The sequence below is a fragment of the Solibacillus sp. iso_87 genome, assembly GCF_056173085.1.
The window spans coordinates 325,742-350,958 of the sequence record NZ_CM149656.1; the positions used below are offsets into that span (position 1 = coordinate 325,742).

Sequence of the window (25,217 nt, forward strand, 5' to 3'; positions counted from 1 at the left end):
TATGAATAAGCTGGACGTTTTAGCAAAAGTGGAATTATCAAATGGTGAAACTTTATCATATCGGAAGCGAGAAGGCGGCGATGAACTTGTTCTATTAGTTCATGGCAATATGACGAGTTCGAAGCATTGGGATTTACTGATGGAATCAATGGATGAGCGATTCACAATTTATGCGGTGGATATGCGCGGCTTTGGTGAATCCACGTACAATAAACGGATTACATCGATCAAAGATTTCAGCGAAGATATTAAGCTTTTCGTTGATGCGCTTGAGTTAAAGGACTTTACGATCATTGGCTGGTCGACAGGCGGTAATGTGGCGATGCAGTTTTGTGCAGATTACCCGGACTACAGTAAAAAGCTCGTATTATTTGCTTCCGGTTCAACACGAGGTTATCCATTTTATCGTTCAAATGCGGACGGTACACCGGATCTTACAAAGCGCTTGGCGACAATCGAGCAAATTGAGCAGGATCCCTTTAAAACGATACCGATACAGCAAATGTATGACATGAAAAATCGCGATGGCCTGAAGTTTGTATGGAACAGTGCAATCTATACGCAGAAACAGCCAGAAGAAGCGCGCTATGAACAATATGTGGATGACATGCTGACACAGCGTAATTTGGCGGATGTGTACCATGCATTAAATACATTCAATATAAGTGCAGTCGATAATGAAGTCGCAAAGGGAACGAATCAAGTGAAGGATATTCGCATTCCGACATTTGTTTTATACGGCGACCGCGATTTTGTAGTGAATGGGGCAATGACAAATGAAATTATCGAGGATTTTGAAGGCCGGGCTCAAATCATGAAACTGGCAAACTGCGGACACTCACCGCTAGTCGATTGTTTGGATGAAACAAAAGAGGCAATTGAGGAGTTTATCTTATCTTAAAAGGGGGTCGGGGCTATATGCGTTTAGAAAATAAAGTAGCAATTATTACAGGTGGTGCGGGCGGTATTGGCCTTGCAGCGGTAAAGCGTTTTTTGGAAGAAGGCGCAAAAGTAGCTATCATAGACTATGACAAACAACAAGGCGAAAAAATTGGAGCAGAGCTGGGGGAAAATGTCGCTTTCTTTGCAGTTGATGTATCGAAACTGGCTGACATAAAGGAAATGGTTGAACAGGTTGTTGATCGTTTCGGCAAAATCGATATTTTAATAAACAATGCAGGGATTACCCGTGATGCAACGCTTGTAAAAATGAGCGAGGAAGATTTTGAAAAGGTCATTCAAATTAACTTGAATGGTGTTTACTACTGCACACAAGCAGTAGCTCCTCATATGATCGCACAAGGGTCGGGGAAAATTATCAGTACTTCATCGGTAAGTGGTGTATACGGTAATTTTGGTCAAACAAACTATGCCGCAACAAAAGCGGCAATAATCGGTATGACAAAAACATGGGCAAAGGAGCTTGGTCGTAAAGGAATTAATGTAAATGCTGTTGCTCCTGGATTTACCGCAACGCCAATGGTCGAAAAAATGCCGGAAAAAGTGCTCCAGCAAATGGAGGGTATTACAAGTTTGCAACGATTAGGGAAACCGGAAGATATCGCAAATGCTTATTTATTTTTAGCATCGGATGAAGCGAGTTATATTACAGGTCATGTTCTGCAAGTTGATGGCGGCATTATGATGTAAAAGGTGGGATGGCTAATGCAACAGCTGGACTTTTGGATTGCGAAACGAGCGGGCCAAACACCGGATAAAACGGCTTTAATTCAAATAGAAACAGGTGAGACGTGGACATATAAAGAGCTGATGCAGCATGCGAATGGGTGGAGCAGCACTTTTTCCAAACAGCAGTTACAGCGGGGAGATCGTGTCGTAACGTTGATGGGAAATTCAATTGAAAGCTTTGCCATTTTAATTGCTTGTCGCTTAAACGAATTGATCTATGTTCCGTTGAATACAAAATTATCTATATCCGAATTACAGGTGGTTTTATCCGATTGCACACCCGCTTTATTAATCACGGATGATACGCATTGTGTACGCGCAATGCAGCTATCGCCAGCCAAAATTTTAACATGCGGTAGCTCTGAATTAGTTGAGCCTACTACATATAAGTGGCGTGATGAACCTCAGCTTCCGTGGATGATGATTTACACCGGGGGGACGACCGGTAAACCAAAAGGTGTTGTCCTATCAAATGAAGCTGTCACTACGAATGCGATGAATACCGTCATTAGCTGGGGGTTAAACGATAAAGACCGCACACTGAATTATATGCCCCTTTTTCATACAGGAGGAATTAATGCACTAGCATTGCCGATTCTAATGGCAGGAGGGACAGTAGTAATCGGCCAGAAATTTGATCCGGAAAGAGCAGTTCGGGCCATTAATGAATTTAACACGACAGTCTCATTGTTTGTACCGACGATGTATCAGTCGATTATTGAAACTGAGTATTTTAAACAGTCCAGTTTTCCGACAGTGAAGTTTTTTTTATCGGGAGGCGCACCATGTCCGAAGCCTATATATGATTGTTTTCAAAAAAGAGGGCTGTTTTTTAAAGAAGGGTACGGGTTAACTGAAGCAGGTCCGAATAACTTTTCCATCGATGCAGAAGTAGCAATGAATAAAAAAGGTGCTATCGGAAAAAGTATGCTATTCAACGAAGTAAAAATTATTAATAAAGAAGGTCAGCTATGTTCAGAAGGAGAAGTTGGCGAACTTTGCTTAAAAGGCAGCCATGTTTTTTCATACTACTGGAAAAATGAAGAGGCAACGAACGAAACATTTGAGGATGGCTGGTTAAAGACAGGCGACTTGGCGAAATTTGATGAAGACGGTGATTATTACATTGTCGGTCGGAAAAAAGAAATGATTATAACGGGCGGAGAAAATGTGTACCCTCAAGAAGTCGAACAATGTTTAATCGCCCATGAAGTGGTGCAGGAAGTATCCGTTATTGGTATTCCAAATGACAAATGGGGTGAATGTGTTGTGGCGTTTGTAATTTCTGAATATCCCTCCGAACAACTTCAATCGGAGCTTTTAAAGTACTGTAAAGAACACCTCGCCAATTACAAAGTACCGAAGCGAATTTACTTTCTTGAGGAACTTCCTAAAACTGTCGTTGGTAAAATTGATAAAAAGCAATTAATGAATTATGTATTAATAACTTAATAGAAAATATGTGCCCGATAGTTAAAGGACCAAAATGTTGGAAAGTAGACATTTTGGTCTTTTTTATTGATTTGATTTACCGGAAAGTTTATATAAAGTTCATATAGCTCCTTTATAATGCAGAGGTGTTAAAAAGGAGGATATCGATGAACAAGTTATTAAATCCAATTACAGATTGGGTATCAACAAAACGCGGTGCCTGGATTACACTTATTGTCTGGCTAGTGTTGATGATTGCCTTAAGCGCCGGTCCAATGCTAAGTGAATATAAAGTGACAAACTTCCAATCACTGCCGGATGATGCACAGTCAATTATCGCTGAAAATAAATTAAGCGAATACTTCCCGAATGATGAAGGAACACCAGGTATATTGGTTTTCCATAATGAGAACGGGGAAATTAACGTCGAAAGCGTAAAAGAAATTTTAAATGCAATGATTGCGGAAAATATTGAAGGTGTTGACCAGATTGTTGACATTTCGAACTTGCCGCCACAAGCTTTAGCAGGATTCGCGTCGGAAGATAAAACGACTATGATCGTGCCAATGACGCTTGAGCAAGGTCTTGGAAATTCGGCATATGCGGAAATTAACGATTTTGCATCTGAAATCGGAAATAAAGCAGCTGAAAAAACAGGAGATACACAATTTTACATTACTGGGCCTGCGGGAATTGCCGGCGATACAGTAAAACTGTTTGAACAAGCAGACTTAAAGCTGCTATTCGCGACAATCGGGATTATTTTAGTATTATTAATCATTATTTACCGTTCACCACTTTTAGCGATTATTCCTTTACTGGCAACGGTTATTGTTTATCAAGTAGTGAATCAGACAGTCGCTCTGCTTGGCGCAGGTGGTTTGGAAATTAATAACCAGACAACATCAATTATGAGTATTTTATTATTCGCGGCTGTAATCGATTATTCGTTATTCGTATTCTCGCGCTACCGTGAAGAACTGAATCATTACGAAAACAAATATGAAGCGATGAAATATGCAATGCGTTCAACAGGTGAGCCAGTATTCTTTGCAGGCGGCACAGTGTTGGCGGCAATGCTTGTACTATTCTTCGCCGATTTCCGTGACTACCAAAACTTCGCACCAATATTTGGTACAGCAGTATTTGTTATTATGTTAGGGTCAATTACATTAGTACCGGCGTTATTCTCATTATTTGGCCGTAAAGCATTCTGGCCGAAAGTGCCGAAATTCGGTGAAACAAAAGAAGTAAAACACGGTGTTTGGGGAGCAATTGCCAAGTTTGTAGTAAACAAACCGTATTTATCCGGTGGGGTTGTTCTGATCATCATGGTAATTACTTCATTGAATGTGTTCAATTTAGAATACGAATTTGATATGGTAAAATCTTTCCCGGAAGAACTGCCATCACGTGTCGGCTATGAAATCGTTGAGTCGCGCTTTGACAAAGGGGAACTTGCACCAACTTCACTATTAGTTGAAAGTGAGCAGGCGTTAACTGAACAACAAAAGCAAGACTTAACCGAAGCATTGTCAGCAGAAGATAAAATTGCTTCAGTTCGTCCATCCGCTGTATCGGAAGATGAAACGAAACTAAAATTATCAATGGCATTTGATTTAAATCCATATTCACCTGAAGCTGTTGAAAAGCTTGAGGAAATGCGTGAAAACAGTGCCGATTATTTAGCGGCATCAGGTATCGCAGGCGAGCTGCACTTTGCGGGAACAACAGCTAAACTGCTGGATGAACGCGATGTAAACAACGATGATATTATTAAAATTGTTATTTTAGAAACGATTTTAATTTTAGTACTATTATTTGTCCTTACGAAGTCTTGGAAAATGCCGATTTACATGATGGCAACAATTTTAGTTTCCTATTTATCTGCATTAGGGCTGGGCGTCTTCCTTGTTGATGTATTATTCGGCTATGATGCGATCAGTACACGTGTGCCTGTCTACGCATTCGTTTTCTTAGTTGCACTAGGCATTGACTACAACATTATTTTAGTGTCACGATTCCTTGAAGAGCGTAAACGTACAACAGTGAAACAGGCGCTCGAAATTGCTATCCGTAATACAGGCGGCGTTATTTCGTCAGCAGGCATAATACTCGCAGCAACTTTCGCGGCATTAATGACAATGCCGATTGCCGATCTATTCGTATTCGGCTTTATCGTTGCAGTTGGTATTCTTATTGATACATTCCTAGTACGTGGTATGTTATTACCGATGTTGATATTAACATTTGAAAAAGACAAGAAGTAATGGTTAGATGAAGGGACATCGAGTAATTCGATGTCTCTTTTTATGGATAGAATGAGAGTAAATATACACGAAATAGAACTTCAATTATTAAAGGCGGTGATTCAATGCGGATATTAGTTGTAGATGATGATGCATTTATACGGAAATTAATCGGCATCCATTTGAAAAAAGAAGGGTTCGAAGCGCTGTTTGCGAGTGATGGCATGGAAGCGTTAAATTTATTGCAGCAGGAGCCAGTCGATTTGGCAATTGTTGATGTTATGATGCCGAAAATGGATGGCATAAGCTTGACGAAAAATCTTGCTGAAATCGGTGTACCTGTATTGATGCTAACTGCCAAAACAACACTTGATGATAAAGAAAAAGGATTTTTGGCAGGGGCAGATGACTATATGGTGAAGCCATTTGAACCGAAAGAACTGCTGTTTAGAGTGCGCGCGATTTTACGACGCTTTCAAAAAGTTGAACGAAGTCAAATAAAGATTGCCAATATGCTCATTGACCGGCAAACGTTTGAAGTAAAAGTAGGGGAGCAAGTATCATTACTTCCTTTAAAAGAATTTGAGCTATTAGGTATTTTATGTTCAAGACCGGAAGTCGTATTTACGCGAGACCAGCTGATGGAACAAGTATGGGGCTATGATTATGACGGGGATGATTTTACACTGACAACACATATTAAGCGCCTGCGCAGCCGTTTGGAAGAAGTGAATGCACAGGTGAAAATTCAAACCGTACGCGGAATCGGCTATAAAATAGAGGAATTGAAATGAAAACATTATACAGGCAATATATTGTCGTGACATTGGCTGTAATCATTATAAGCATTACGATGTCGATGCTGTTAATCGGACAAATTTATAAATCGCAAATACGACCTGATACAGATGCCAAAAATTATGGGGTAGCCCAGGAAGTACAGCAAATTTTAAAATCAATGCCTAAAGAAAGCGTGGATGCCTACTTTGAGTCCATTGCAAAACTGGGCTACCAAATAGGGGTTATTTATCCTGATGGTAGTTTAACTTCATATGGAAGTGCATTTAAAAAATCAAACCTCAAGCCTGAGATGTTAGGCATCGTCGGTACGGATGAAGTGTATCACGGCATTCGCGATTATAACGGATCTTCATACTTTATGAATCATTTCGCGAATGATATTCGAAATACAATCGGTGTGTCGTTTCAACTTAATGATGAAAGCTATGCTTTTTTTATTCGCCAGGAAAATGCCACACTCTTTTCTGAAATGCATTTATTGATCGTTAGCTTCATTATTATTACAGCTGTCGTTATTTTATCGACGATGATTTTACTTGCCCGTCAGCTTGTAAGACCATTAAAACAATTGCAGCAGGCCACAAATCAAATCGCTCTTGAAAATTATGATATTCAATTAACGATTGATCGTAATGATGAGCTAGGGCAGCTTGCAACACAGTTTCAAAAGATGGCCAACCGTCTCGCAGAAAATGACCAGATTAAGAAAGACTTCATCAATAATGTATCGCACGACTTTCAATCGCCTTTGCTCAACATTCAAGGCTATGCAAATGTACTGAAGGATGCCGACAATACGGAAGAAGAACGTGTGCAATATTTGGAGATTATTGAGCAGGAAACGAAGCGTCTTTCCGCATTAACAAAGCAATTGCTTTTACTAAGCTCGCTTGACCAGAAGAATTTACCGGTTCAAAAAAAGACCTATTCGTTAGATAAACAGTTGAAAGAACGGCTATTTTCAAAGCGATGGAAACTGGACGATCAGCAAATGGAGCTTGTATACGAGCTGGAACAGGTTGAAGTTTTTGCAGATGAGCAGCTAATGGAGCAAGTTTGGGATAATTTGCTGTCAAATGCCATTCGCTACAGCGAGGATAAAGGGAAAATTATAGTTACATGCAGTAAAAAGGACAATCAGATTTTTGTAACGATAAAAGATAACGGGATCGGTATTCCTGAAGAAGCGCTTGAAAAGGTGAAAGAACGATTTTACCGGGTAGATCCTTCACGCTCTAGTCAAAGCAGTGGGTTAGGTTTGGCGATTGTAACAGAAATTGTTAACCGGCATGCGGGACAGTTTATTATTGAAAGCGAGCTTGGGATGGGAACTAAAGTGACAGTTGTTTTAAATATCCAATAATAGAAGAAGGGCGCGTTAAAAGAGAGTGGAACTTTTAACGCGCCCGTTTTATTACTGAAGTTCTTTTAATGAAGAAAGGGCTTCGATTGCACCGACTTTTTCGCATACTTTTGATGCAGAACGGTTGGCAAATTCAATAACGGTTACCCATTCATTAAACGAGAGATTTGTGTCTTCGTATTTACTTAATTGATACAAAACGGCACCGACAAAAGCATCACCTGCACCGGTTGTATCGATGGAGTTTACGGGAAATGCCGGAACGGTTGTAATTTGCCCGTCTTGGATAAGCATTGTACCAGAAGCGCCTTGTGTAATCGCGATTGTCTTTTCATTAAACTGTGTCAGCCATTCGATTGCCTGTTCGAAGTTTTCTGTCCTTGCGAATAATAACAGTTCATCATCGCTCATCTTTATGAAATTTGCTGCTTCAATGAAAGGTTCGCATTTATGAATAAATAAATCGGAATCACCCTTCCATAAGTCTGCACGGTAGTTTGGGTCAAATGAAATAAAATAGTTTTGCAGGTGCAAAGTTTGCATTAACTGTTCGTACGTTTTACTGAAAGGTTCGCTCAAAAGGGCAGTGGCAGAGCCGAAATGAATCATATCCATTGTCATGAGCTGTTGCAGTTCCAAATCTTCAATACTGAGCAATTCGTCGGCACCACGATTAAAGATAAAATCCCGCTCACCATCTTTCTGTCTTGAAACAAAGGCCAAAGTAGTCGGTGCAGACGGATCCATTATCAATTGATCTGTATGAACACCGGCTTGTTCCAACGTTTGCTTTAAAAAGTGTCCAAATGCATCGGCACCCACTTTTCCGCAAAAATAAGCCTGTCCTCCAAGAATCGCGATAGTTGCTGCTACATTTGCCGGAGCACCGCCTGCCTGCTTTTCGAACGATTTTGCTTCTATAATGGATACTTCCGTATGAGTTGTAAAAAAATCGATGAGCAATTCGCCAATACAAAGAGTTTTTTTCATTACCGTTTCCTCCAAATTTATGTGTTTCACTAAATATTGGCATAAAATTAATAGAATTAAAAATATTTAACCTATGAGTTAATAAAAAGCACAAAAAAAAACGTGAGATACGGAAATGTCCTCACGTTTTATCTACTATTCATTTAATTGCAAGTTCAATTTCCGGAAGGTGGATTTATCTTATAAAATTCTGGGGGAATGTTATAGAGAAAAATGTGTCCCCTTTTTGAAAATATGAAATTGCACCTTATATATGGAGAATGAATTATTAACTTACCAAATCATATCTGTTAAGATGAATAACAGGGTAGGGCAAAGTAAGCAGCCTAATCCTGTGTAGAAAGTAGCTGTAACGGCGCCATACGGGACCAATCGTACATCCGTTGCAGCTAATCCTCCCGTAACACCGGAAGTAGTTCCCATTAAACCACCGTAAACCATTGCAGTTAATGGATTGTTTAAACCAATGAATCGGGCAATAAATGGTGTACCTACCATTACTAATACCGATTTTACTAACCCGGCTGCAATACTAATTGCAATAACTTCCGAACTTGCACCTAATGCAGCGCCCGTTACTGGACCAACAATATAAGTGACCGTGCCGGCACCGATTGTAGCAATACTTACGGCATCTGTATAACCAAAAATAAGCGCAAAAATAATACCAACTACAAACGATAATCCAACACCGATAAAGAGTGATGAAATTCCGCGAATACCTGCTTTTTTAATTTCGTCAAAGTTTGCTCCGAATGATGTAGCAACAATGGCAAAGTCACGAAGCATACTGCCACCTAAAAGACCGATACCTGCGAACAACGAGATATCAGCTAACCCCTTTGTACCTTCACTGTAAACGCCGCCGAAATAAGCCAATACTAATCCGAGAACGATCGCAATAGCCGAGCCATGAATAAGCCCCTTCGTTAATTTATTTGAAATCAAGTATGCGACATACATTGTAATACCGACAATGACGAATCCCGTGATTAAACCATTAGATTCTAATGCTGTTTTGAGTGCTTCCCACATATTAGTTCGCCTCCCCTGTTACTGGGTGATTTTTATTGAACTCAATGGCAGCTTCCTTCGCCTTTTTCCCGCTCAACAATGGAACAACTAACCAACTAATAAGAACAACTGCAATTCCTGCAATGATTGCTAGAGGACCTCCAGTTAATGCACCTAATACATTTTGACTCGCTGCCATTGCAATTACGATTGGGATATACATTGCATTCCAGAAAGCTAAGCCACTTTGAGCAGGCATACTGATTTTCCCATTCTTCTGTAATTTATCAACGACTACGATTAATAATAACATCGCAATACCTACGCCACCCACATTCGAATCAATCCCCATTAAAGCGCCGATCAATTCACCACAAAACATTCCAAATAAGAAACACCCAGCTAAAATGGCAACACCATATATAACCATAATTCCACCCCTTTATATTGTTTATAACAGTCGACTGTATTCTGAATATAGAATAAACAATAATATATACATAATCAAGAAAAATATTATTTTTTTTAGAGAAAAGTAGATAATACGATTGAAATTTACGTTTTAAAGATATATTATAAATTGTATACAGTCGACCAAGTTCTTATAGAAGGAGAAGGTTTAATTGAATTATTTTGAAAGAGCATTAGACAATGCCTTATCGATTAGAATCGCCAATAACTTGCTCGAACAAGTATTGAATGGTGAGTTAAGACCGGGAGATCAAGTGGTGGAATCGATATACGCAGAACAGTATGAAACGAGCCGTTCTCCTGTAAGAGAAGCAATTTATTTATTAGCGACAGAAGGAATTATTGAGCGTGTTCCACGAAAAGGGGCATTCATTAAGGGCTACACATTGGATGATATGAAAGATTTATTGGATGTGCGAAATCATTTGGAAATGCTGGCAGCCGAACGTTTAGAAAATCCTAGTAAAGAAAAAGGCACACTGAAAGAAATGAAAGCCGTCTTAACTAAGATGACGAAAACGAAAAGCTATACAGAATATACGCACTTAAATTATCAATTTCATTTTCTTATATTTAAATTAAGCAATAGTCCGGTGCTAAATGAAATGTACAGTAAAATAGCGCTGCCATTACTTCGAATTCAAGTAATCCATTTTTCCAATAACGAAATTATCGAAAAATCGATTATAGAGCATACAAGTATTTACGAATGCTTAAAGAATGATGACTTGGAACAGCTGAAATCCATTTTAAGAAAGCATACAGAGGATGTAATTTTCAGTGTGCGGAATAAGCAGTTATAAAGCTAAGGGAGGGGGAAGTTAACGATGAAACAGGCATGGCTTTTTCCAGGGCAAGGTTCGCAATATGGCGGGTTTTTAGAGTCACTTCCTACGCACCCAACTATTAAAGAAACTTTGGATGAAGCTTCAGATGTTTTAAAAACAGATATTAAGCTCATTGCAACAGCAGAAAAATTAAAAAGCACAAAAAACGTCCAGATTACAATGCTGGCAGCCGGTGTTGCAACAGCCCGCGCCTTTCTAAATGAAGGATCAAAACCAGACTATTTGGCAGGTCACTCGGTAGGTGCATTTGCCGCCGCGGTGACGAGCGAAGTACTAACATTTAAAGATGCCCTGCATTTAGTTTCACTTCGTGGGGAACTGATGGAATCTTTACAGGATGAGGCGTATGGAATGGCGGTTGTTGTAGGATTGCCTGAATCAGTCCTTATAGAAATAACACAGAAATTTCATACGGATGGAAAACCGGTCTATGTATCTAATCGTAATGCACCGCAGCAATTGACTTTATCGGGTCATAAAGAAGCAATGCAAAAGGTATTGGACTACGTGGCGGGAAAAGGGGCAAGTTCAGCAAAGATGCTGAATGTTTCAACACCATCCCATTGTCCATTGTTTTTACCGGTTCAGGATCGATTGGCAAAGGAGATGGAGAACATAAAGCTCCAAAGACCTAGATTCCCATTAATTTCAAATCGAAATGCACGGGTACTTCGCCAGCCTTCCCGTGTCGTTCAAGATTTGGCTGAAAGTATTGCTTTACCTGTCAGATGGCATGATGCAACTTCGATTTTATTTGAAAACGGTGTTCGTCAATTTATTGAAATGTCGCCAGGGGATGTGTTAAAAAAACTTGCCAAAAATGCGTTTCCAGAGGCGGATAGCTATAGTGTGGAAAAGAACGGATTTAATGATTGTCTATATTTAGCAAAAAATGAAGGGGTGTAAATATGGTATTAATTCAACAGCAGCGTTCTTGGTCAACAAGATTGGAAGGGAAGAAAAAGAGATTGGCGGAAGTGGAGCATCTAGTAAATGGTGTAACAATTCCTACAGAGAAAATTGTAGATGTACTTGAGTTGCTTATTAAACCGGGGGATCGGGTTGTTCTTGAAGGAAACAATCAAAAGCAGGCATCATTTTTATCTCAAGCTCTTGTAAAGGTAGATCCAGACCGTGTACATGATTTACATATGATTATGTCCAGTGTGTCGCGTCCGGAACATTTAGATATTTTTGAGGAAGGTATTGCCAAGAAAATCGACTTAAGTTTTGCTGGACCACAAAGTTTACGTATTGCACAGATGATTGAAGATGGCCGATTGATTTTAGGGGATCTGCACACATATGTGGAGCTTTATGGAAGACTGTTTATCGATTTAATTCCAAATGTTGCATTAGTTGCAGCAGATAAAGCAGACCGTTTCGGAAACTTATATACAGGACCAAATACGGAAGAAACACCAACAATTGTAGAAGCAGCAGCTTTCCGTGATGGAATTGTAATTGCTCAAGTAAATGAAATTGTGGATGAACTGCCGCGTGTCGATATTCCGGGTTCTTGGGTCGATTTCATCGTTGAAGCAGATGAACCGTATGAGCTCGAGCCTTTATTTACACGTGACCCGCGCCATATTACAGATATTCAAATCTTGCAGGCGATGATGTGTATTCGCGGTATTTATGAAAAACATGGTGTTCAATCATTAAATCATGGGATTGGTTTTAATACGGCTGCAATCGAGCTGCTATTACCTTCATATGGTGAGCAATTAGGCCTGAAGGGGAAAATATGCAAAAACTGGGTTCTCAATCCGCACCCTACACTAATTCCGGCGATTGAAACAGGCTGGGTAGAAAGTGTCCACTGTTTTGGCGGTGAATTAGGGATGGAAAAATATGTGCAAGCACGTCGCGATATTTTCTTTACAGGTAAAGATGGCAGTCTTCGTTCAAATCGTACGTTGGCACAGCTTGCAGGTCAGTATGCGGTTGACTTATTTATCGGATCGACTTTGCAAATGGATGCATACGGCAATTCATCGACGGTAACAAAAGGGCGCGTTGCAGGTTATGGTGGGGCACCGAATATGGGACATGATCCGGGCGGTCGCCGTCACTCAACAGAAGCTTGGTATAACATGATGACAAGTCAGGATGAATTAGCTCGCGGGAAAAAGCTAGTTGTACAAGTAGCTGAAACATTCCAGGATGCCAACACACCAGTCTTTGTTGAACGTTTAGATGCAATTGATGTAAAGAAACAGGCGAATTTGGCAGTTGCACCGGTCATGATTTATGCGGAAGACGTTACACATGTTGTGACAGAAGAAGGGATTGCCTACCTGTATAAAACAGATAGTCCTGCAGAACGAAGAGAAATGATTGCTTCGATTGCAGGGGTAACACCGCTAGGGATGGAAAATGATGTGAAGCGCACAAAATCACTTCGCGAGCGCGGTTTAGTGGCAATGCCGGAAGACTTAAATATTTTACGCGGTGAAGCGAATCGTTCATTGTTGGCAGCAAAAAATATTGATGAGCTTGTTCAATGGTCTGGCGGTTTATATGAGCCACCATCGAAATTCAAAAGTTGGTAAGGAGCTGAAGGGATGAAACAGCATGTAATTTGTAAACGGATTGCTGATGAGGCTGTTGCAGCATTAATCGAAGAAGTTCAATTAACACCAAAGCCAGGTTTAGTAGATACAGAAAATAATGGTGCACATCATGATTTATCTTTAACAAAAATGCAGAATTCAGCACATTCATTGCACAATACGTTTTATCAAATGGCAATGCTGAGTTTCAACCGACAGCCAACCGTAAAAATAAGGGAACAATTTGGTGCAATTGGACGGAATGGTGAAAAGGAAATGTTTGCGGTTACTGAAAATAGTAATACGCATAAAGGGGCAATCTGGTCGATTGGTTTACTTTGTTCCGCAATTGCAAGAAGACAGGGCAAGGTACTCTTTCCACAAGTATTTAATGATGCTGCAGAACTGGCCAATCTTCCGGATCAATATATTCCGAAGTCCAAAACGAACGGGATCAAAGTAAAAGAGAATTATGGGATTCCAGGTGCCAGAGAAGAAGCGCAGCAGGCGTTTCCCCATATTCAAAAGTATAGTTTGCCAGCATTTTTACAGGCGGCTCAAAAGATGTCGCTAAGAGATGCGAAACTTACTACATTACTAGTATTGATCGCAAATTTAAATGACACTTGTTTACTTCATCGAGGCGGTCTAGAGGGATTGGATTTTGCGAAACAGGAAGCGAATAAACTGCTAACAAACTTTTCAATCTCAAATATGAAGAAATTAGATCAATTGTATATTAAGAATTGGTTATCTCCAGGGGGATCGGCTGATTTGTTGGCGGCCACATTATTCGTAATTAATATGTCAGATAAACTGAAAAGGGGTGCACAGCATGGAAAAGTTGAATTACACATTTCAGGCAAATCGTCCGGTTACTAAGCAAGCACATATCGGGGTTGTAGGATCGGGGGATTTAGAAATACTGATCCAGCCAATCGAAGGTTCGGAAACAAAAGTAGAAGTTCGTACAGGAATCACGGGTTATGCGGAAACTTGGCAAAAAGTAGTGGAGCGTTTTGTTTCTCAGCAGGATATATTGGCTTCAATTAAAATTAATGATTTTGGTGCAACACCAGGTGTCGTATCGATACGACTTGCACAGGCAGCGGAGGTGGTTTTCGGTGAATAATTCTATTACATTACCTGTAAGTATCGTAGAAAGTAAAGCAAGAGAACGTGCACTTTTACTATTAGATGAAGGAACAGCACATGAAATATTAGGTCCTTTCGACTTTTTTGAATCACCTCATTTAGAAGCGCAAAATATCGTGCCACAAAGTGATGACGGAATGATTATAATGCAAGGAAAAATTCGAGGTCGTCGTTCATTAGTTATTTCAATAGAAGGAAGTTTCCAAGGCGGAGGAATTGGTGAAGTTTCAGGAGCAAAATTTGCAGGTGCTTTAGAGCGTGCATTTGCGTCGTGTGAAGCAGGGGAACTGATTTATCCGGTCATCATTTACGATACAGGCGGCGTTCGTCTGCAAGAAGCGAACTACGGACTTCTTTCGATTGCTGAAATTAGTTCTGCGATTGTGGCTTTGAAAAGATATGTACCGGTAATCGGCATTATTCCGGGGAAAGTCGGTTCTTTCGGAGGGATGTCATTAACAGCTGGTCTTTGTTCCGCTTTAATCATGACACGAGAAGGGCGACTTGGCATGAATGGCCCTGAAGTAGTTCAGCAGGAAGCGGGTATCCAAGAGCTAAATGCAAAACAAAAGCCGTTTATATGGAAAATGATTGGTGGATCAATGCGCTACAATTCAAACTTAGTGGATGCTATCGTTGAAGATGATGTCGTAAACTACTTAGATACGCTGGAAGATTTATGGGCAAAAAACAGCTTCAAACAAAGAACATCAGAATACGAGACGTTTTTAAATATGTTGAATCATTTGCAGTTTGAGGAAAAGATCAACCCTGATGAAGCACAGGAAATTTTAAGCGACCGATCTGAATTGGCAGTTGCTGAATTAAAGGTTGCAAACGGAGAGAATCCGAGCAGAGGCCGTACATGGTTTAATGCATTTACAAATAATGCACCATCGATTTCGGAAACACCATCTATTTTAGTGGCAGATGCCGAATTAAATGGAGAGAAAGCCCGTTTTATTGCTGTAGTGCCAAACAGTGAAAGTAAATTTTACCGTGCCCGTAACGGGGAGTTTGGTCTGCAGGAAGCGTGGACTGTTGCAAAATATGTTCGACAGGCAATTGAAGAAGATAAGGATTCAGCGGACAAGAGATTAATTGTTCCTATTGTCGATGTTCCGGGTCAGGCATTCGGCTATCACGAAGAATTGTTAGGTATTTATTTAGCTTGTGCAGCAAGTGTTGAAGCGTATGCATTTGCGCGTCAAAGCGGACATCCGATCGTTACATGTGTTGTAGGTAAAGCAATTTCAGGAGCATTCTTAGCACACGGCATGCAAGGTAACCGTATTATTTCGCTTGATGACCCAGAAGTGCAAGTACATGTAATGTCCAAAAAGTCGGCAGCGCTTGTTACAATGCGTACTGTTGAAGAGCTGGACGAATTCGCAAAGTCTGTTCCATCGATGGCGTATGATGTCCATTCATTCCAAACGCTTGGCGCATTACATGAGTTGATCGACGGTATTAACGCAGACGGACCATCTAATGAACAAGTTCAAAAAGTACTTCATTCTATTGCAACGGCAAAAGAAGATATAATTCAGTCTGGAGATAGAACGTTAGCAAATCGAATTCAATCAAAAGTAGCGATTGAAAATGGTCGTAAAGCATCGATTGCTGTACGTGAAAAAATAACGCAACAATGGAACTAACTGTACATGATTTAGTGTATTTAAAGTCCATGGATCAAATCGAGTACTTCGGTGATTATCCTGATTGGATGAATGAGGATGAAATGGCTCAAGGCATTGCTGTTGTGAGACGTATGAAGGTAGAGGATGGGAAAGTTGCGATAGGCTTTCGAGGGGATAATCGGTCTAAACGATTTGCAGCGTTTACAACGATATCTAACATTAAACATGTAATTCGGCCGTTTGATGTTCTGGCAAATTCATATCCTGAGACGCATGTCCAATCACTTACTTGTATTGAAAAGGTATTGGATGGTTTTAAATGGGGGTTTGGCGGAAGTATTGGTTTTTCAATGGGAACTGGAATCAACGTCTGCCATGAAAACAGTGATATTGATATTATATTGTACTGTAAAAAGCTACAGGAGCTTGATCAGTTGAAGCCTATTCTTTCACAGTTGAAAAATAGTCCTCACCGTGTTGATGTCCAAGTGGAGATTTTAGGTGTTGGGGCCGTTGTTTTAGCTGATTATTTAGAACATGCTTCATTTATCGTAAGAACAAGTACGGGCCCGATCCTGCTTGAAAAAGATTCATTATACAATAAGGTATAGGATAATGATAACATCTTTTTCCTCATTAAATAACGAGTGATTATTTAATGAGGTTTTTCGTTTTGGGAAATTTTTTATATTAAAAATAAATGCCTATATCTCATTCAAGATATAGGCAGGAGGGAGCTAGATCAATCTGTTTTTAAACGTGAGTACATATTGACATCAATAAAGTTCCCTTTAGAATTTTCGAATTGTCTAAGAGTTCCTTCGAATTTGAAATTAAGTTTTTTTAGAACCTTGATTGAATTAACATTTGCAGGTTCAACCTTTGCTTCGATTCTATTCAGTTTCAAAGTTCCGAAAGCATAGTCCATTAAAGCACGGATACCTTCTGGCGCAAACCCCATGCCCCAATAGGCTTTAGCGATGTCATAACCGATTTCCGCTTTCGCATTATCGAAATCTATAGAATTGAATCCACACGTACCTATTATTTCTTTTGAATGTCGCTCAATCATACTGAATCGAACAGCTTTACCAGCCTGGGCCAATTCCTCAAGTAGCTCAATCATTTCTTTCGCCTGAGCTTCATGTATAAAGCTGGAAATATTCATAAATTCAGTTACATGTGGATCAGACCATATTTTAAACAAGCTTTGGGAGTCTGAAATTTCCATTCTTCTTAAATGCAATCTTTTGGTATTCAATTCTTTTATCAATATTTTTACCTCCAATATTTTTAATCAGTTAGATAAAAAATATTGCCATCTGCGCATAGTTCAGTCCCTTCAAGGTTATAGGTTGTATATTGAATGATACCAAAAAAGCAAAAAAAAAACACCTACACGAAAAAATCGTGTAAGTGTCTGTAAATTTTATGGCTATATTGCTATGTAAGCAGCCACATTGCCGTAGTTATTATAGAAAGTTTTAAACCACCACTCCTCAAAGTGGGTGTTCGCAAATGCTATCCTGTCTATCCTGAAGTCAAAAGAGTCCAGGCACGCCATTCCAACATCGATGTAAAACTCCCTGTATAAGTATAAAGGTTAAAACTTAATATTCGTACGTACAACGTAGCCTTATTGTTATCTTATAGTAAGTTAATGTGGAATGCAATAAAGTATGTTTTAAAAAAAAAGTCAAATGATTTGAATGGTTTTAATGAGGTTTTCGAAAACAAAAGCTGGATTTATTTCCAAAATAAAAAAGCCTTCCTTATATATTAGGAAGCCTTCCGTTATTATTCTGTATGCTGCTGTAAAATATTTTCTGTTAAAAGTGCAATATCGATGACTGTCTTTTCCGTTACAACATCAGATAAAATTTCGTTGCGGAAATAGTCTACAGATACCGGCAGATCGATCAACAGTAACTTGCTTAGTGCAGTTTCATACATATGGACAAATTCTTTGTCGGTATTTCCTCGCTTCAGCTCTGAAAATGACTCGTAAAACTGATCCAGCTTATCGGCGAACTCAAGAAGTCGTCCTTCAATTGTGTGATCTTTGCCTTCTTTCATACGGTCAAAGAATACATCCTGTAAATCAAGCGGAATTTCTTCCACAATAAATTTTTCCATCATTTTCTCTTCGACATGTGAAAGCATTTGCTTTAGTTCGACACTAGCATGTTTGACAGGCGTTTTAATATCCCCAATAAAAACTTCGGCAAAGTCATGATTAATCGTTTTTTCGTATAACGATTTCCAATCAATCTGACTGCCTGCACGTTCCTCCAATGTTGCGAAAAACATCGCATACTGGGAAACCTTCCATGAGTGTGCTGCCACATTATGTTCTTCGAATTTAAAGCGACCCGGACAGCGGATGATGCGCTCTAAATCATTTAAACTTGTAAAAAACGTATGGATACCTATAATAATCACTCCTTACCTTTATAGCAACAGTGTACTATTAGTTATACCCGGAAAATGTTTTTTTAAAAGTATTTAACCGAAATTTAACGCAGCGTTTACATTTGGCATAAAGATTTCTAATAAAATGAAAAAACTTCATAAAAATTTGATCGATTGTCTAATAAAAGTTGGATTATCTAATATAGTATGTAGAATTTCTAAAATGTCTCCCCGCTTTTCGAATATGTGATTTTGAAGTGCCAATAGCAGGCGCCTATTTTCTAATAAATAAAAAAATGTTCTAATATTCTCTGTCTGATGCCCGTAATACCGAATTTAAAACAGAAGGGACGCTCACCATCTTCGTGAGCGTCCTTTCTGTTTTTATAACTAAACCTGGACGTCAATCGTTTGTCCTTTATAAGGGTGGGGTGCTGGAGTTGCTTGCGGTTGAGGCATTGCTTCAATCATTTGGACAGCAGTTGCCGCGCCGGTATTCATTGCCTTGTCTAGAATACTCATCTGCACAGTTTGCTGCAGTGATGCTAACTGTGCTGACATAATTGCGTTTAATTCCATAGTAATCCTCCTTTTCAATTATCCCGCATTAACGGGTAGTAATTTATCTGCCTCGAAAGCGTATCGGCAGAGGTAAGGCTCCCGCCTCTATAATTAAGCAGTGCGAAAATCTAGAGGCGGGATATCAACTACCCGTAAAAGCCCGATTGGCTCTGGCCAACACGATGTTGGTCACACAAGTGTTGTCACAGTATGTGACGTTTTTAACTTGTGTTCCTCCAAACTCAGTGGGATTGAGAAAAATCCCACTGTTTGAAGTTTCACTTTATATCGTCAAAATAGACAGAAAGATTAAAGAAACAAGCTGGTTTGTAATAAGTCTGAAAACGAATTCCCATTTATTTTTCCTTCTTTTCCTGTCACTTCGCAAAAAAATGGTAAATCTATGTATAAATCGCTTCAAATTTAGTAATAATTATCCAAAAGCCCTGCAATGTGCTTGTAATGCAGGGTTCATATCCGCGTCATCGTGTTGCAATGTATTTGCTGTAAGGTTATAGGAGAGTAAAAACAACTTAAATTTATTTGGAAAATATGGAGGGACAGAAATTTGACAAAGAAAAAATTAATGGCAGTTCTATTGGCAGGAGTATTCGCTACAGGGGGGCTATTTGCATCTCAAGCTTCTGCAGATACTTATACAATCCAACCAGAAGATACACTTTATAAAATAAGTAAACAATTTCAAACATCAGTTGAAGAGATAAAGGAATTAAACAATTTAACGAGCAATACAATTTTTGTTGGGGATACATTAAAAATTGGCGGTCATGATGATAAAGTATATACTATTGCACCAGGTGATACGCTGTTCCATATTGCATTGGCCCATGATGCAACAGTTGACCAGCTGCAGAAATGGAACAATATCAATTCAGACTTAATATATCCGGGTGACTCCATTACAGTATCCGGACCTCAACAGGAATACGCCAAGAGTGAAGTGAAAAGCGCGACAGGCGGTACACAGGAAAAAACTTCAACAAGTTCAGCTCCTGATACAGGAAGAACAATGACTGTTGAAGCGACAGCGTATACAGCCTACTGTGAAGGATGTTCAGGAACAACGGCAAACGGTACGGATTTACGTGCCAATCCAAATTTAAAAGTAATTGCAGTAGACCCGCGTGTCATTCCGTTAGGGACAAAAGTTTGGGTTGAAGGATATGGAGAAGCCGTAGCAGCTGACACAGGCGGGGCAATTAAAGGGAATAAAATTGATGTATTTATTCCAGACCTAGGTAATGCCTACGAATGGGGCCGCCGTACAGTACAAATAAAAATTTTAGACTAATACGAAAAGAAGCCACTCAATTTTGGGTGGCTTTTTGTATATTCAGCCCTCTTTATTGAAATACTAGTTGTAAGGAGGGGATAGTATGCGAAAAATTAGCTTATTCGTATGTGTACTATTATTAAGCGGATGCAGTATGTTTCAAAAGGAAACCGTTCCGGTAAGTGCACCAGAAACATTATCTGCAAAGGCGCAGATGTATGATACAAAAAACAACCTAGTAGGTGAAATTTTATTTGAAGAATCTTCAAAAGGGGTCGAATTGACCGCTGTATTAAATAGTTTACCGCCGGGTGATCACGGAATTCATCTGCATGAAGTAGGAAAGTGTGAACCCCCTAGCTTTGAATCGGCAGGAGCTCATTTCAATCCAATGAAAAAGCAGCATGGCGTGGATAATCCAGCAGGCCCGCATTTAGGGGACTTACCGAATATTACTGCGGATGAGGCGGGGGAAGTGGAGTTAAATTTTGTGACAGCTGATTTTACTCTTGGAAAAGGAAAAGAAAATTCGCTGTTCGATGCAGATGGCACGTCTGTTGTCATTCATGAAAAAGCAGACGATTATAAAACAGATCCGTCAGGAAATTCAGGTGCGCGAATTGTTTGTGGTGTAGTCAAGTGAAAATACTATGCTAAAAGTGAAGTTCTTTTAGCATAGTATTTTTTTATGTAAAATTTTATCTGTTACTATATGGAAAATATAAATTGAGAGGTAACAATTATTTTAAAATAATCTTATTTATGTAATTTGTATAAATGAACTGAATTAATAACTCTTATAATGCAGTATTTATGAATATTTAAAGCACTGTTCGAGTATTAATCGGACAGAATATAGATAATAAAATATTGACAGTAAATTTGGAATTTTTAAAATAACGTTGACTTTTGTATAATTATGTATGTAATATGAATTTATATTTTACTATAAAGGGGGAAACTGCTTATGTTTAAATCTAAAAACCTACTTTTTCTGATGTTATTAAGTGCATTTGTACTCATACTGGCTGCTTGTGGTTCTGATGATGAAGGTTCATCTAAAACTGAAACAGATAATGAGACGAGCTCTGGGGAAGCTACAACAGAAGAAGAGTTGGATTTTGAAGGTACAAAGTTTGTAAGTATTTTAACTGGTGGTACACAAGGGACTTATTATCCATTAGGCGGTACATTTGCTGATTTAATTACTACAGACACTGGGGTAAAAGCAACTGCTGAAGTTTCACAGGCGTCTGCAGCGAATATGACTTCCCTGGCAAACGGAGATGCAGAGGTAGCATTCGTACAAACGGATATCGCCTACTATGCAACGAACGGTACACTAATGTTTGAAGGTGAAGCAATTGATTCTGTAGTAGCTTTAGGTGCTCTATATCCAGAAACAGTTCAATTAGTAACATTGGCGGATTCAGGGATTAAAACATTTGCAGACTTAAAAGGTAAAAAAGTTTCTGTAGGAGCTCCAGGATCGGGAACATTCGCAAATGCTGAGCAATTATTGGAAATCCATGGTTTAACAATGGACGATATCGAAGCACAAAACTTAGACTTCGGTGAATCGACAGATGGTATTCAATCAGGTCAAATTGATGCAGCATTTATTACAGCTGGTTACCCAACTGGTGCTGTTGAAGCATTAAATGCAACAAATGGCGTATATATTATTCCGGTAGAAGCAGATAAAGCAGAAGAGCTTATTGCAAAATATCCTTACTATGCAGTGGATAACATTCCAACTGGCACATACGGTTTAGAATCTGACATTCCAGCTGTATCGGTTGGTGCAATGTTAGCTGTTAAAAAGGAATTACCTGAAGATCTAGTGTATGCAATGACAAAAGCAATCTATGACAACACAGACAAAATCAGCCACGCAAAAGGCACATTCATTAAAGCTGAATCTGGCTTAGATGGAATTGGTATTGATGTACACCCAGGTGCACAACGATACTTTGATGAGGTAAAGTAATTAGCGCGAGGCTGTCTAGAGTGTAATTTACTACTAGGCAGTCTCTTGTTTTCTTTCCAGGTATGCTTGCTAATAGTTAAATAGAAATTAATTTTAGTAGGATGTTTATGAAAAAACTAACTATAGTTGTATTTATTATAATCTGTGCAAGCTTTGTACTTTGTATGATTCCGTATGAGCGTTCAATCATATTTATGGAAACTCGTTCAGAAAATCCGGCTACCTATTATAAAGAACTGGAAGATGTTGACGAGTTTAAAATTATTTATACACATTCGATTCATTTAACGGATGTTTATGAAAGCTATGTAGCGCTACCTTCAAATGCAATCCAAATGCTTTCGATGGAATATTCGGATGTAGCAATCGGAATGCCGGGTTATGCGGAGGAAGGGCAAACGTTGCTTTACGAAAACGGAATATACAAACTTCAATACGACGATGCGAAATTAACTAACTTTGTACTACATATAGGAAATGTCGATTTTCGATTGGATTTGCAGCATAACAATGAAACAGTGGAACTGAAAAAATTTTTGACTCGTGGAAAATCTTATGACGTGCAAATTCAAAAACTGTCCTTGTATGAAAAAATGAAAGGAGTCGAGTTAAATGAGCGAAAATAAAAAAGAAACAACTGAACCACAACAAATAGAAGCATTGTCATTAGAGCAACAGCAAGAGTTATTGGAAAAGTTTGATATCGAATCCAATCAGCGAAACCCGCAGAACTTTATGAAATATGTCATTTATGTTGGGTTACTTGCATTTTCACTATTTCAACTCTATACAGCGATATACGGTCAGTTTCCAGCCCAAATTCAGCGTACTGTTCACTTAGGGTTCGCATTAATTTTTGTCTTTCTGCTCTTTCCGCTGCGCCGTAAATTTTCAAAAAGATCTATTCCTTTTTATGATTATATTTTAGCTATTCTGTCAGTTATTGTTGGTAGCTATTGGGTGATGAATTACGACCGATTAGTGAGAAGTTTAGGGAAGCTGGAGACGATAGACTTCTGGATTGGTTTATTTGCAGTCCTCCTAGTGCTGGAAGCTTCACGTCGGGCAGTTGGTCTGCCAATCGCTATTATTGCAGGTCTATTTTTGGCATACGCATTTTATGGACCGTATATGCCGGACTTTATGGCACACCGTGGGCAAAATTTAGAGAGCCTTGTAAATCTGATGTTTTACTCAACAGATGGTATATTAGGTACGCCGCTTGCTGTTTCGGCAACATATATTTTTGCATTCCTGTTATTTGGTGCCTTTTTAGTAAAGACAGGTGTAGGGGAATACTTTAACGACTTGGCGATTTCCGTTGCAGGAAAGTTAGTAGGGGGTCCAGCAAAAGTTGCGATTTTCTCATCTGCACTGCAAGGAACAATTTCAGGGAGTTCCGTAGCCAATGTAGTTACTTCAGGTGCCTATACAATTCCTTTGATGAAACGTTTAGGTTATGAAAAAAACTTTGCGGGAGCGGTTGAGGCGTCTTCATCTACTGGGGGCCAATTGATGCCTCCTATTATGGGTGCCGCAGCGTTTTTAATGGTTGAATTTATCGGACGCGGTGTTTCATATTGGGATATTGCAAAAGCAGCGGCGATTCCGGCAGTTCTTTACTTTGCGGGTATTTGGATTATGACTCACTTTGAAGCAAAACGTTTAGGGTTACGAGGCTTGACAGATGAGGAAATGCCGAATCGAAAAGAAATATTCAAGAAGTTATATTTATTAATTCCAATTGCATTAATTATTGTAATAATGATGGCTGGAGTACCAGTTATTCACTCCGCACTTTATGGTATATTGGCTTGTATTATTGTCGGATTTATAAACCCGGATGTTAAATTTGGTTTTAAGGAGATCATTGATGCTTTAGTAGATGGGGCACGTACTGCTGTGCCAGTAGCTGCTGCTACGGCATGTGCGGGTATTATTGTTGGGGTTGTTGTAAAAACAGGACTTGGCTTGTCATTGGCAAACAGTTTGGTAAAACTTGCTGGCGGCAGTATTTTGATCACACTATTCTTTGTAATGATTGCTTCTTTAATCTTAGGAATGGGTGCTCCAACAACGGCCAACTATGTTATTACATCAACGATCGCAGCACCGGCAATCATTGCCTTGCTTGCTCCGGATGTACCGGCAAGTGCAGCGCCGATTATCGTTGTATTATCTGCACACTTCTTCGTATTCTATTTCGGGATTATTGCAGATATCACCCCTCCTGTAGCACTCGCCGCATTTTCGGCCGCTGCGATATCAGGTGGAGATCCGATAAAAACGGGTATTCATTCTGCCAAGCTTGCCATTGCGGCATTCATTATACCGTATATGATTATCTTTTCACCGGCATTGCTTATGATTGACGTAACGGTTTGGGAAATCATATGGGTTGTATTTACAGCGATGATGGGAATGATTGCGATTGGTGCGGGAGTCATCGGTTATTGGTATCGCCCGATCAACTGGATTGAACGAATTATTCTAGTTGCTGCAGGTGTTGCTATGATTTATCCAGAGTCCCTTTCGGATACTATCGGACTTATTGTATTTGCTGTTATGTTTGTGATTCAATGGATGACAAAAAAGAAAGTAAATAATTCTAAAATAGCAACTTCATAAATGAGGGCGTCTGAATTTATTTCAGGCGCTTTTCTATTTATCTCAAAAATAGATAGATTTAATACTTTTTATGCATTAGGTGCATTTATCTGTTGATTTTCTTGAAAATCCATTATATTATTT

The 25,217-nt window shown here is 39.3% G+C and carries 24 protein-coding genes and 1 other RNA gene; 18 read left to right on the plus strand and 7 right to left on the minus strand.

Features of this window, described 5'->3' with window-relative positions; genetic code table 11:
- Nucleotide 1 precedes the first annotated feature (1 nt).
- The 6 genes from phaZ (at nucleotide 2) to AC0VXV_RS01665 (ending at nucleotide 7,533) form a co-directional block, all read left to right on the plus strand.
- Nucleotides 2-901 (plus strand): intracellular short-chain-length polyhydroxyalkanoate depolymerase, encoded by a 900-nt coding sequence (phaZ, locus tag AC0VXV_RS01640; RefSeq protein ID WP_475530062.1) that lies wholly within the window; start codon nucleotides 2-4, stop codon nucleotides 899-901.
- Between the two features lie 17 nt (nucleotides 902-918).
- Nucleotides 919-1,650, plus strand: a complete 732-nt coding sequence (gene fabG / locus AC0VXV_RS01645; RefSeq protein ID WP_475530063.1) for a 3-oxoacyl-ACP reductase FabG — start codon at nucleotides 919-921, stop codon at nucleotides 1,648-1,650.
- 15 nt (nucleotides 1,651-1,665) lie between these two features.
- Nucleotides 1,666-3,141, plus strand: coding sequence for a class I adenylate-forming enzyme family protein (locus AC0VXV_RS01650; protein WP_475530064.1), 1,476 nt, complete (start codon nucleotides 1,666-1,668; stop codon nucleotides 3,139-3,141).
- Between the two features lie 146 nt (nucleotides 3,142-3,287).
- Complete coding sequence (locus AC0VXV_RS01655) at nucleotides 3,288-5,390, plus strand: MMPL family transporter (RefSeq protein ID WP_475530065.1); 2,103 nt, start codon at nucleotides 3,288-3,290, stop codon at nucleotides 5,388-5,390.
- A gap of 104 nt (nucleotides 5,391-5,494) precedes the next feature.
- Nucleotides 5,495-6,163 (plus strand): response regulator, encoded by a 669-nt coding sequence (locus AC0VXV_RS01660; protein ID WP_475530066.1) that lies wholly within the window; start codon nucleotides 5,495-5,497, stop codon nucleotides 6,161-6,163.
- A complete protein-coding gene (locus AC0VXV_RS01665; RefSeq protein ID WP_475530067.1) occupies nucleotides 6,160-7,533 on the plus strand; it encodes a sensor histidine kinase in 1,374 nt (457 codons plus the stop codon). The genes AC0VXV_RS01660 and AC0VXV_RS01665 overlap by 4 nt, the downstream gene beginning before the upstream one ends.
- A gap of 51 nt (nucleotides 7,534-7,584) precedes the next feature.
- On the opposite strand, the gene AC0VXV_RS01670 is transcribed toward AC0VXV_RS01665, so the two are convergent.
- The 3 genes from AC0VXV_RS01670 to madL form a co-directional block, all read right to left on the minus strand.
- Complete coding sequence (locus tag AC0VXV_RS01670) at nucleotides 7,585-8,523, minus strand: carbohydrate kinase family protein (RefSeq protein ID WP_475530068.1); 939 nt, start codon at nucleotides 8,521-8,523, stop codon at nucleotides 7,585-7,587.
- 273 nt (nucleotides 8,524-8,796) lie between these two features.
- Nucleotides 8,797-9,558 carry a malonate transporter subunit MadM gene (madM, locus tag AC0VXV_RS01675; RefSeq protein ID WP_475530069.1) on the minus strand — a complete coding sequence of 254 codons (762 nt, stop codon included), beginning with the start codon at nucleotides 9,556-9,558 and terminating at the stop codon, nucleotides 8,797-8,799.
- Nucleotide 9,559: 1 nt separating this feature from the next.
- Nucleotides 9,560-9,967, minus strand: a complete 408-nt coding sequence (gene madL, locus AC0VXV_RS01680; RefSeq protein WP_475530070.1) for a malonate transporter subunit MadL — start codon at nucleotides 9,965-9,967, stop codon at nucleotides 9,560-9,562.
- Nucleotides 9,968-10,160: 193 nt separating this feature from the next.
- Between madL and AC0VXV_RS01685 the strand changes: the two genes are divergently transcribed.
- Genes AC0VXV_RS01685 through AC0VXV_RS01715 form a run of 7 tightly spaced genes read left to right on the plus strand, consistent with a single transcriptional unit; the run spans nucleotide 10,161 to nucleotide 16,820 of the window.
- On the plus strand, nucleotides 10,161-10,811 hold the full coding sequence (locus AC0VXV_RS01685; protein ID WP_475530071.1) for a GntR family transcriptional regulator: 651 nt from the start codon (nucleotides 10,161-10,163) through the stop codon (nucleotides 10,809-10,811).
- Nucleotides 10,812-10,835: 24 nt separating this feature from the next.
- Entirely contained in the window at nucleotides 10,836-11,762 is a 927-nt protein-coding gene (locus AC0VXV_RS01690; protein WP_475530072.1) for an ACP S-malonyltransferase, read from the plus strand.
- 2 nt (nucleotides 11,763-11,764) lie between these two features.
- Entirely contained in the window at nucleotides 11,765-13,414 is a 1,650-nt protein-coding gene (gene mdcA / locus AC0VXV_RS01695; protein WP_475530073.1) for a malonate decarboxylase subunit alpha, read from the plus strand.
- 12 nt (nucleotides 13,415-13,426) lie between these two features.
- A complete protein-coding gene (locus AC0VXV_RS01700; RefSeq protein ID WP_475530074.1) occupies nucleotides 13,427-14,296 on the plus strand; it encodes a triphosphoribosyl-dephospho-CoA synthase in 870 nt (289 codons plus the stop codon).
- Entirely contained in the window at nucleotides 14,250-14,546 is a 297-nt protein-coding gene (locus AC0VXV_RS01705) for a malonate decarboxylase subunit delta (protein WP_079523867.1), read from the plus strand. The genes AC0VXV_RS01700 and AC0VXV_RS01705 overlap by 47 nt, the downstream gene beginning before the upstream one ends.
- Nucleotides 14,539-16,227, plus strand: a complete 1,689-nt coding sequence (locus AC0VXV_RS01710; RefSeq protein WP_475530075.1) for a biotin-independent malonate decarboxylase subunit beta — start codon at nucleotides 14,539-14,541, stop codon at nucleotides 16,225-16,227. Before AC0VXV_RS01705 ends, AC0VXV_RS01710 begins: the two co-directional genes overlap by 8 nt.
- On the plus strand, nucleotides 16,218-16,820 hold the full coding sequence (locus AC0VXV_RS01715) for a malonate decarboxylase holo-ACP synthase (RefSeq protein WP_475530076.1): 603 nt from the start codon (nucleotides 16,218-16,220) through the stop codon (nucleotides 16,818-16,820). Before AC0VXV_RS01710 ends, AC0VXV_RS01715 begins: the two co-directional genes overlap by 10 nt.
- A 131-nt stretch (nucleotides 16,821-16,951) precedes the next feature.
- Here the strand turns inward: AC0VXV_RS01715 and AC0VXV_RS01720 are convergent, their stop codons facing one another.
- The 4 genes from AC0VXV_RS01720 to AC0VXV_RS01735 form a co-directional block, all read right to left on the minus strand.
- Nucleotides 16,952-17,482: a GNAT family N-acetyltransferase gene (locus AC0VXV_RS01720; protein ID WP_475530077.1), complete on the minus strand. Its 531-nt coding sequence runs from the start codon at nucleotides 17,480-17,482 to the stop codon at nucleotides 16,952-16,954.
- Between the two features lie 175 nt (nucleotides 17,483-17,657).
- A non-coding RNA gene (ssrS, locus tag AC0VXV_RS01725) (6S RNA) lies at nucleotides 17,658-17,849 on the minus strand.
- A 157-nt stretch (nucleotides 17,850-18,006) separates the two neighbouring features.
- The gene (locus AC0VXV_RS01730; protein ID WP_475530078.1) at nucleotides 18,007-18,651 is read right to left on the minus strand and encodes a YfbR-like 5'-deoxynucleotidase; all 645 of its coding nucleotides are present in this window, start codon (nucleotides 18,649-18,651) and stop codon (nucleotides 18,007-18,009) included.
- 360 nt (nucleotides 18,652-19,011) lie between these two features.
- Entirely contained in the window at nucleotides 19,012-19,200 is a 189-nt protein-coding gene (locus tag AC0VXV_RS01735; protein ID WP_079523864.1) for a YjfB family protein, read from the minus strand.
- 550 nt (nucleotides 19,201-19,750) lie between these two features.
- On the opposite strand from AC0VXV_RS01735, the gene AC0VXV_RS01740 reads away from it, so the two are divergent.
- From AC0VXV_RS01740 to AC0VXV_RS01760, 5 genes are all read left to right on the plus strand, one after another.
- The gene (locus AC0VXV_RS01740) at nucleotides 19,751-20,494 is read left to right on the plus strand and encodes a 3D domain-containing protein (protein WP_475530079.1); all 744 of its coding nucleotides are present in this window, start codon (nucleotides 19,751-19,753) and stop codon (nucleotides 20,492-20,494) included.
- An 85-nt stretch (nucleotides 20,495-20,579) separates the two neighbouring features.
- Complete coding sequence (locus AC0VXV_RS01745) at nucleotides 20,580-21,119, plus strand: superoxide dismutase family protein (protein ID WP_475530080.1); 540 nt, start codon at nucleotides 20,580-20,582, stop codon at nucleotides 21,117-21,119.
- Nucleotides 21,120-21,443: 324 nt separating this feature from the next.
- The gene (locus AC0VXV_RS01750) at nucleotides 21,444-22,466 is read left to right on the plus strand and encodes a TAXI family TRAP transporter solute-binding subunit (RefSeq protein ID WP_475530081.1); all 1,023 of its coding nucleotides are present in this window, start codon (nucleotides 21,444-21,446) and stop codon (nucleotides 22,464-22,466) included.
- Between the two features lie 107 nt (nucleotides 22,467-22,573).
- Nucleotides 22,574-23,092, plus strand: a complete 519-nt coding sequence (locus AC0VXV_RS01755) for a DUF1850 domain-containing protein (RefSeq protein ID WP_475530082.1) — start codon at nucleotides 22,574-22,576, stop codon at nucleotides 23,090-23,092.
- Nucleotides 23,079-25,094: a TRAP transporter permease gene (locus AC0VXV_RS01760; protein ID WP_475530083.1), complete on the plus strand. Its 2,016-nt coding sequence runs from the start codon at nucleotides 23,079-23,081 to the stop codon at nucleotides 25,092-25,094. The genes AC0VXV_RS01755 and AC0VXV_RS01760 overlap by 14 nt, the downstream gene beginning before the upstream one ends.
- The last annotated feature ends 123 nt before the right edge of the window (nucleotides 25,095-25,217 follow it).

Coding starts and splice junctions, on each gene's coding strand:
- AC0VXV_RS01745 (WP_475530080.1), top strand. CDS start 20,580: ATGCGAAAAATTAGCTTATTCGTATGTGTACTATTATTAAGCGGATGC.
- AC0VXV_RS01670 (WP_475530068.1), bottom strand. CDS start 8,523: ATGAAAAAAACTCTTTGTATTGGCGAATTGCTCATCGATTTTTTTACA.
- AC0VXV_RS01700 (WP_475530074.1), top strand. CDS start 13,427: ATGAAACAGCATGTAATTTGTAAACGGATTGCTGATGAGGCTGTTGCA.
- AC0VXV_RS01760 (WP_475530083.1), top strand. CDS start 23,079: ATGAGCGAAAATAAAAAAGAAACAACTGAACCACAACAAATAGAAGCA.
- AC0VXV_RS01690 (WP_475530072.1), top strand. CDS start 10,836: ATGAAACAGGCATGGCTTTTTCCAGGGCAAGGTTCGCAATATGGCGGG.
- phaZ (WP_475530062.1), top strand. CDS start 2: ATGAATAAGCTGGACGTTTTAGCAAAAGTGGAATTATCAAATGGTGAA.
- madL (WP_475530070.1), bottom strand. CDS start 9,967: ATGGTTATATATGGTGTTGCCATTTTAGCTGGGTGTTTCTTATTTGGA.
- AC0VXV_RS01665 (WP_475530067.1), top strand. CDS start 6,160: ATGAAAACATTATACAGGCAATATATTGTCGTGACATTGGCTGTAATC.
- AC0VXV_RS01755 (WP_475530082.1), top strand. CDS start 22,574: ATGAAAAAACTAACTATAGTTGTATTTATTATAATCTGTGCAAGCTTT.
- AC0VXV_RS01750 (WP_475530081.1), top strand. CDS start 21,444: ATGTTTAAATCTAAAAACCTACTTTTTCTGATGTTATTAAGTGCATTT.
- AC0VXV_RS01715 (WP_475530076.1), top strand. CDS start 16,218: ATGGAACTAACTGTACATGATTTAGTGTATTTAAAGTCCATGGATCAA.
- AC0VXV_RS01660 (WP_475530066.1), top strand. CDS start 5,495: ATGCGGATATTAGTTGTAGATGATGATGCATTTATACGGAAATTAATC.
- mdcA (WP_475530073.1), top strand. CDS start 11,765: ATGGTATTAATTCAACAGCAGCGTTCTTGGTCAACAAGATTGGAAGGG.
- madM (WP_475530069.1), bottom strand. CDS start 9,558: ATGTGGGAAGCACTCAAAACAGCATTAGAATCTAATGGTTTAATCACG.
- AC0VXV_RS01735 (WP_079523864.1), bottom strand. CDS start 19,200: ATGGAATTAAACGCAATTATGTCAGCACAGTTAGCATCACTGCAGCAA.
- AC0VXV_RS01655 (WP_475530065.1), top strand. CDS start 3,288: ATGAACAAGTTATTAAATCCAATTACAGATTGGGTATCAACAAAACGC.
- fabG (WP_475530063.1), top strand. CDS start 919: ATGCGTTTAGAAAATAAAGTAGCAATTATTACAGGTGGTGCGGGCGGT.
- AC0VXV_RS01650 (WP_475530064.1), top strand. CDS start 1,666: ATGCAACAGCTGGACTTTTGGATTGCGAAACGAGCGGGCCAAACACCG.
- AC0VXV_RS01705 (WP_079523867.1), top strand. CDS start 14,250: ATGGAAAAGTTGAATTACACATTTCAGGCAAATCGTCCGGTTACTAAG.